5 protein-coding genes and 3 pseudogenes are annotated in these 7,119 nt (G+C 72.3%); 2 read left to right on the forward strand and 6 right to left on the reverse strand.

What is annotated here, in order from left to right; genetic code table 11:
• Positions 1–35 precede the first annotated feature (35 nt).
• Positions 36–695, forward strand: a complete 660-nt coding sequence (gene ribA, locus ACF07S_RS24610; RefSeq protein ID WP_391965785.1) for a GTP cyclohydrolase II — start codon at positions 36–38, stop codon at positions 693–695.
• 7 nt (positions 696–702) lie between these two features.
• Here the strand turns inward: ribA and ACF07S_RS24615 are convergent, their stop codons facing one another.
• Positions 703–1,932 carry a serine hydrolase domain-containing protein gene (locus ACF07S_RS24615; RefSeq protein WP_391975122.1) on the reverse strand — a complete coding sequence of 410 codons (1,230 nt, stop codon included), beginning with the start codon at positions 1,930–1,932 and terminating at the stop codon, positions 703–705.
• A gap of 119 nt (positions 1,933–2,051) precedes the next feature.
• Here ACF07S_RS24615 and ACF07S_RS24620 point away from each other — a divergent pair.
• Positions 2,052–2,489, forward strand: a pseudogene (locus tag ACF07S_RS24620) (PPOX class F420-dependent oxidoreductase); the annotation flags it as partial.
• 4 nt (positions 2,490–2,493) lie between these two features.
• On the opposite strand, the gene ACF07S_RS24625 reads toward ACF07S_RS24620, so the two are convergent.
• From ACF07S_RS24625 to ACF07S_RS24645, 5 genes and pseudogenes are all read right to left on the reverse strand, one after another.
• The gene (locus ACF07S_RS24625; protein WP_391975123.1) at positions 2,494–4,887 is read right to left on the reverse strand and encodes an ATP-binding cassette domain-containing protein; all 2,394 of its coding nucleotides are present in this window, start codon (positions 4,885–4,887) and stop codon (positions 2,494–2,496) included.
• A gap of 273 nt (positions 4,888–5,160) precedes the next feature.
• Positions 5,161–5,373 (reverse strand): annotated as a pseudogene (locus ACF07S_RS24630) (MFS transporter); the annotation flags it as partial.
• 82 nt (positions 5,374–5,455) lie between these two features.
• On the reverse strand, positions 5,456–6,040 hold the full coding sequence (locus ACF07S_RS24635; protein ID WP_391975124.1) for a histidine phosphatase family protein: 585 nt from the start codon (positions 6,038–6,040) through the stop codon (positions 5,456–5,458).
• A 5-nt stretch (positions 6,041–6,045) separates the two neighbouring features.
• Positions 6,046–6,930 carry a phosphogluconate dehydrogenase (NAD(+)-dependent, decarboxylating) gene (gene gnd, locus ACF07S_RS24640; RefSeq protein WP_391975125.1) on the reverse strand — a complete coding sequence of 295 codons (885 nt, stop codon included), beginning with the start codon at positions 6,928–6,930 and terminating at the stop codon, positions 6,046–6,048.
• 6 nt (positions 6,931–6,936) lie between these two features.
• Positions 6,937–7,119 (reverse strand): annotated as a pseudogene (locus ACF07S_RS24645) (glucose-6-phosphate isomerase); the annotation flags it as partial.

Genomic DNA, 7,119 nt, shown 5'->3' on the forward strand with positions numbered 1-7,119 from the left:
ACGGCCTTTCGTCTCTGCTTAGGAACTCGGGAATCATGACAGAAAAAATAGGCGTACTCGGCAGGAAGCCTCAGCGGCGGACCGGTGTGGAACGCGTCGTCAACGCGCCGCTGCCCACCGCGTACGGGAAGTTCCAGGCGATCGGCTACCTGGACCACGACCGTGGTGAGGAACAAGTCGCCCTGGTGTACGGCGACCCCGGCACGGACGGTGTGCTGACCCGGCTGCACTCCGAGTGCCTGACCGGGGACGCCTTCGGCTCCCGGCACTGCGAGTGCGGCGACCAGCTGGCGTCGGCGCTGCGCGCGGTGGTCGCCGAAGGGGCGGGCGTGATCGTCTACCTGAGGGGGCACGAGGGCCGGGGCATCGGCCTGCTCGGCAAACTGCGCGCGATGGCCCTGCAGGCGGAGGGCCTGGACACGGTCGAGGCCAACCTCGCGCTCGGGCTGCCGGTGGACGCCCGCGACTACGGTGTCGCCGCCGGGATCCTCCAGGACCTCGGCGTACGGTCGGTGCGGCTGATGTCCAACAACCCGCGCAAGCGCGAGGCGTTGCTGCGGCACGGCGTCCAGGTCGCCGAGCAGGTGCCGCTGCTCATCCCGCCGTGCGAGAACAACATCACCTATCTGCGCACCAAGCGGGAGCGCCTCGACCACCACCTGCCGCACCTGGACGCGGTCGCGCACCTGTCCTGACGTCCTGTCAGCGCACCACCGCCTCGTGCACCAGCCGTTTGAGGTCCCGGAAGACGGTGTGGGAGGACCGGGGCCGCACCTGCGTGCAGAACTGCACGGTCAGGTCGCGGCCCGGGTCGACCCAGAAGGTGGTGGTGGCCACCCCGCTCCAGCCGTAACTGCCCGGGGCCGACGGGGCCTGGGTGCGGGAGGGGTCGATGACGACGGACACGCCGAGCCCGAAGCCGACGCCCTCGTTGCCGGGTTCGTCGTGTGCGGGCCGGCTCCCGAAGGCGCGCAGATCGGCGCCGCCCGGGAGGTGGTTGCGGGTCATCAGATCCACGGTCCCCGGGGCGAGCAGGCGGGTGCCGTCGAGTTCGCCGCGCCGGCGCAGCACCTCCATGAACCGGTGCCAGTCGTGGGCGGAGGCCACCATGCCGCCGCTGCCGGACAGGAACCGGGGCCGCCCCCGCAGCGGCAGTCCCGCGATCGGCTCGATGCCGCCGCCCTCCGTCTCCCCGTACAGCTGCGCGAGCCGCCCCGCCTGCTCGTCGCCGACCTCGAACCCGGCGTCCGTCATCCCGAGCGGACGGAAGATCCGCTCGGTGAGGTAGGCGTCGAGCGGCTGCCCCGACACGACCTCGATGATCCGCCCCAGCACGTTGGAGGCGACCGAGTAGTTCCACTGCGTGCCCGGATCGAACTGCAGGGGCAGACTCGCGTACACCTCGGTGGTGGCGGCCAGGTCCGACCCCGGCACCACCGAGGACTCCAGCCCGGCCGCCCGGTACAGCGCGTCGACGGGATGGGCGTGGTAGAAGGCGAACGTCAGCCCGGCCGTGTGCGTCATCAGATGCCGTACGAGCAGGGGGGCGGAGGCCGGACGGGTGCGTACCCGGTCGCCCGAGCCGCTCTCGTACACGCGCGGCTCCGCGAACGCCGGCAGATGACGGCCGACCGGGTCGTCCAGCGACAGCCGCCCCTCCTCCACCAGCATCAGCGCGCCCACGGCGGTCACCGGCTTGGTCATGGAGTAGATCCGCCACAGGGTGTCGCTCTCCACGGGCAGCCCGGCGGCGACGTCCCGCGCCCCGTACGTCGTGAGGTGCGCGACGCGTCCGCCCCGGGCCACGGCCACGAGGAAGCCGGGCAGCCGTCCCTCGTCGACCAGGCGGGCGAAATGCCGGTCGAGACGCCCCAGCGCCTCCGCGTCCAGCCCGGCCTCCTCGGGACCGGCCTCCTGCCGCAGTACTGCCATCGCTCTCCTCGGGTCACGTTCGTCGAGCTGAGTCCGGCATACCCAGGGGAAACCGTCTCAGACCTCATCGCGCGGCGCGCATCGGGAACGCCGGCCCGGTACGGCTTGTTGACCCTGTCATGACTCAGGACGCCGCACAGGACGCACTGCTCGGCCTGCTCTCGGAGGAGGGCGGCGGAGTGCTCGTCACGCTGAAACGCGACGGACGGCCCCAGCTGTCGAACGTCGTCCACGCCTACGACCCGGACGAGCGGATCATCCGGGTCTCGCTCACGGACGACCGGGCCAAGACCCGCAACCTGCGGCGGGACTCCCGGGCCTCGTACCACGTCACCACCGGGGACCGGTGGGCCTACACGGTGGCGGAGGGCACCGCCGAGCTGTCGCCCGTGGCCGCAGATCCGCACGACGGGACGGTGGAGGAACTCGTCCGGCTGTACCGCGACGTCAACGGCGAGCACCCCGACTGGGACGACTACCGCGCCGCCATGGTCCGCGACCGGCGGCTGGTGCTGCGGCTGCGGGTGGAACGGGCGTACGGCATCCCGCGCGGCGCGTGCCTCAGCCGCCGACGTACTCCGCGAGATGCTCGCCGGTCAGGGTGGAACGGCCGGCGACGAGGTCGGCGGGGGTGCCCTCGAAGACGATCCGGCCGCCGTCGTGGCCGGCTCCGGGGCCCAGGTCGATGATCCAGTCGGCGTGCGCCATCACCGCCTGGTGGTGCTCGATGACGATCACCGACTTGCCGGCGTCGACCAGCCGGTCCAGCAGCCCGAGCAGCTGCTCGACATCGGCGAGGTGGAGACCGGTGGTCGGCTCGTCCAGGACGTAGACACCGCCCTTGTCGCCCATGTGGGTGGCCAGCTTGAGCCGCTGCCGTTCACCGCCGGACAGCGTGGTGAGCGGCTGGCCGAGGGTGAGGTAACCGAGCCCGACGTCCGCCAGCCGCTCGAGGATCCGGTGCGCGGCGGGCGTCCGCGCGTCCCCCGTGCCGAAGAACTCCCCGGCCTCGGTCACCGGCATCGCGAGGACCTCGCTGATGTCGCGGCCGCCGAGGCGGTACTCCAGCACGGACGCCTGGAACCGCCTGCCCTCGCAGTCCTCACAGGTGGTGGAGACACCGGCCATCATCCCCAGGTCGGTGAAGAGGACCCCGGCGCCGTTGCAGGTGGGGCAGGCGCCCTCGGAGTTGGCGCTGAACAGCGCCGGCTTCACGCCGTTGGCCTTGGCGAACGCCTTGCGGATCGGGTCGAGCAGTCCGGTGTACGTCGCCGGGTTGCTGCGCCGCGAGCCGCGGATCGGGGTCTGGTCGACCGCGACCACCCCCTCGTCGGCCGGGATGGACCCGTGTACCAGCGAGCTCTTGCCGGAGCCCGCCACGCCGGTGACGACGGTGAGCACGCCGAGCGGGATGTCGACGTCGACGCCCTGGAGGTTGTTCGCCGTCGCGCCCCGGATCGGCAGTTTGCCGGTGGGCTCGCGCACCGTGTCCTTGAGGGAGGCACGGTCGTCGAAGTGGCGGCCGGTGACGGTGCCGCTGGCCCGCAGCTCCTCGACGGTGCCCTCGAAGCAGACGGTGCCGCCGGCCGTACCGGCGCCGGGACCGAGGTCGACGACGTGGTCGGCGATCGCGATCGCCTCCGGCTTGTGCTCCACGACCAGCACCGTGTTGCCCTTGTCCCGCAGCCGCAGCAGCAGGTTGTTCATCCGCTGGATGTCGTGCGGGTGCAGGCCGGTGGTGGGCTCGTCGAAGACGTAGGTGACGTCGGTGAGCGAGGAGCCGAGGTGACGGATCATCTTGACCCGCTGCGCCTCACCGCCCGACAGGGTGCCCGAGGCCCGGTCCAGCGAGAGATAGCCGAGGCCGATCTCCACGAACGAGTCGAGGGTGTGCCGCAGCGCGGTGAGCAGCGGTGCCACCGACGGTTCGCCGAGGCCGCGGACCCACTCCGCCAGGTCCCTGATCTCCATCGCGCAGGCATCCGCGATGGAGATCTCCCCGATCTTCGACGACCGCGCCGCCGCGGTGAGCCGGGTGCCGTCGCACTCGGGGCAGGTGGTGAAGGTGACCGCGCGGTCCACGAACGCCCGGATGTGCGGCTGCATCGCCTCCCGGTCCTTGTTGAGCATCGACTTCTGGAGCTTGGGGATGAGCCCCTCGTAGGTGAGGTTGATCCCGTTGATCCTCACCTTGGTCGGCTCGCGGTACAGGAAGTCGTGCCGCTCCTTCCCGGTGTACTCGCGGATCGGCTTGTCCGGGTCGAAGAAGCCCGACTCGGCGATGACCCGCACCACCCAGCCGCCCCCGGTGTAGGTGGGGATGGTGAACGGGTCCTGCGAGAGCGACCTGGAGTCGTCGTAGAGCTGGGCGAGGTCGATGTCGGAGACCGTGCCCCGGCCCTCGCAGTGCGTGCACATGCCGCCGGTGCGGCTGAAGGACACCTTCTCGGTCCTGGTCCTCTCCGCACCGCGGTCGACCGTGAACCCGCCGCTCGCCCGGACCGAGGCGACGTTGAAGGAGAACGCGCCGGGCGGGCCGAAGTGGGGCTTGCCCAGCCTGCTGAAGAGGATGCGCAGCATCGCGTTGGCGTCGGTGGCGGTGCCGACCGTCGAGCGGGGGTCGGCACCCATTCGCTGCTGGTCCACGGTGATCGCGGTGGTCAGCCCGTCCAGCACGTCGACGTCGGGCCGTGCCGGCGTCGGCATGAAGCCCTGGAGGAAGGCGCTGTACGTCTCGTTGATCATCCGCTGCGACTCGGCGGCGATCGTGTCGAACACGAGCGAGCTCTTGCCCGAGCCGGACACGCCGGTGAACACGGTCAGCCGGCGCTTGGGGAGTTCGACGCTGACGTCCTTGAGGTTGTTCTCGCGCGCGCCGTGCACGCGGATCAGATCGTGGCTGTCGGCGGCGTGCGGCGCGGCCGGCTCCTGGTCCGCCCTCGTGGCCATGCTCATCGTTCTCCATCCGTCGGGCGGGCCGCCGTCGCGGTCGCCGCCGGCGTTCCCCGGTCCGGTCCGGCCGGACGCGGCTGCCGCGTCCGGCCGTGGTGCGTGGCCACGGCCGCCGTCCGCCCGACGCGGACACGCCCGGCCGCGGCGTCGTACCGGGGCCAGGCTAGGCGCGCGGCGGCCACCCGCGCTTCTCCATTCCTGCCCGCTTGCGCGAGCGGCGCGGCCGCCCGCGCTCCCGCGGGCGGCCGCGCCGCGTCGTTCCCGCTGTCCGGCGGGTCAGGCCGTCACCTTCTCCGGGCGGGCCGCGGCTTTCCCGCGCGTCCCCTCGCCGAGCCGTTCGGTGGGGACACGGCGGGTCTCCCGGGCCGTGACCGCCGCGAGGACCGGCGGCACGCACAGGGCCGCCGTGAACAGGGCCACCGCGAACCAGTCGTCGCCGTCCGGGCCGGCGATCCGCGCCGCGAACGTGACGGCGACCCCGGTCACCGCGGCCACGGCGCCCGCAACGCCCCGGTCCGCCTGGCCGCCCGGCACGCGGCGCAGCCGCACGCGGGCGGCTGACGCCCGCGGTTCACGGGCGGGCGTTCCACTCCGCGACCACGGGCCTGCCGTGTTCCAGCGACAGCCGGCTCAGGGTGCCCGTCTCCAGGCGGAACAGCCGCCCGGCGGCGGGGGGAAGGCCCAGCCGGCGGGCCGTCAGCACCCGGAGCAGATGGCCGTGGGCCACCAGCATCACGTCCCCCTCCTCCAGCGCCCCGGCCAGCCGGGCGAGCACCCGGTCCGCGCGCTCCCCGACCTGCTCGGGCGATTCGCCGGGGAACTCCCGGCCGGGCGGCACCCCGTCGGTCCACAGGTCCCAGTCCGGCCGGGTGCGGTGTATCTCGGCGGTGGTGATGCCCTCGTAGCCGCCGTAGTCCCACTCCCGCAGATCCGGTTCCGGCACGGCCCCGGTCAGACCCGCCAGCTCGGCGGTGCGCCGGGCGCGGACCAGCGGGCTGGTGAGGACCAGCCCGAAGGTCCGGCCCGTCAGCAGCGGGGCGAGCGAGCCGGCCTGGGCCTCGCCGCCCGGGGTCAGCGGCAGGTCGGTGCGCCCGGTGTGCCGGCCCGCCCTGCTCCACTCCGTCTCGCCGTGGCGGGCCAGTATCAGATCCCCCACGCCCGTTACGCCTTCTTCGCCGACTCGACGGCGTGACCGCCGAACTGCTTGCGCAGCGCCGCGATCATCTTCATCTGCGGCGAGTCCTCCTGGCGGGAGGCGAACCGCGCGAACAGGGACGCGGTGATCGCCGGCAGCGGCACGGCGTTGTCGATGGCGGCCTCCACGGTCCAGCGGCCCTCGCCCGAGTCCTCGGCGTAGCCCCGCAGCCGCTCCAGGTGCTCGTCCTCGTCGAGGGCGTGGACCGCGAGGTCCAGCAGCCAGGAGCGGATGACGGTGCCCTCCTGCCAGGAGCGGAACACCTCCCGGGTGTCGGTCACCGAGTCGGCCTTCTCCAGCAGCTCCCAGCCCTCGGCGTAGGCCTGCATCATGGCGTACTCGATGCCGTTGTGGACCATCTTCGCGAAGTGCCCGGCACCGACCTTGCCCGCGTGGACGAAGCCGTACGGGCCCTCCGGCTTCAGCGCGTCGAAGATCGGGCGCAGCCGGTCCACGTGCTCCTCGTCCCCGCCGACCATGAGGGCGTAGCCGTTCTTCAGGCCCCACACGCCGCCGGAGACGCCCGCGTCGACGAAGCCGATGCCACGCGCGCCGAGTTCCCTCGCGTGCTTCTCGTCGTCCGTCCAGCGGGAGTTGCCGCCGTCGACGACGGTGTCGCCGGGCTTGAGCAGGCTCGCGAGCTGGTCGACGACGTGCTGGGTGACGGCGCCGGCCGGGACCATCACCCACACCGCGCGCGGCCCGTCGAGCCGGTCGACGAGATCGGAGAGGTGGTCGACGTCGGAGAGTTCGGGGTTGGTGTCGTATCCGATGACGGTGTGGCCGGCGTTGCGGATGCGCTCGCGCATGTTGCCGCCCATCTTGCCGAGACCAACAAGACCGATCTGCATGTCAGTTCACTTCCTGAGTTCGCGGTAGGCGGCCACCAGTGCGGCCGTGGACGGGTCGAGGCCGGGGACGTCGGCATCCCGGGTGAGGGCGGGCTCGACGCGTTTGGCGAGTACCTTGCCGAGTTCGACGCCCCACTGGTCGAAGGAGTCGATGTTCCAGACCGCGCCCTGGACGAACACCTTGTGCTC

This window comes from Streptomyces sp. NPDC016640 (assembly GCF_043076215.1).
Classification (GTDB): Bacteria; Actinomycetota; Actinomycetes; order Streptomycetales; family Streptomycetaceae; genus Streptomyces.

Excerpts from the sequence above, each read along its gene's own strand:
- ribA (WP_391965785.1), top strand. The coding sequence starts at position 36 with ATGACAGAAAAAATAGGCGTACTCGGCAGGAAGCCTCAGCGGCGGACC.
- ACF07S_RS24615 (WP_391975122.1), bottom strand. The coding sequence starts at position 1,932 with ATGGCAGTACTGCGGCAGGAGGCCGGTCCCGAGGAGGCCGGGCTGGAC.
- ACF07S_RS24625 (WP_391975123.1), bottom strand. The coding sequence starts at position 4,887 with ATGAGCATGGCCACGAGGGCGGACCAGGAGCCGGCCGCGCCGCACGCC.
- gnd (WP_391975125.1), bottom strand. The coding sequence starts at position 6,930 with ATGCAGATCGGTCTTGTTGGTCTCGGCAAGATGGGCGGCAACATGCGC.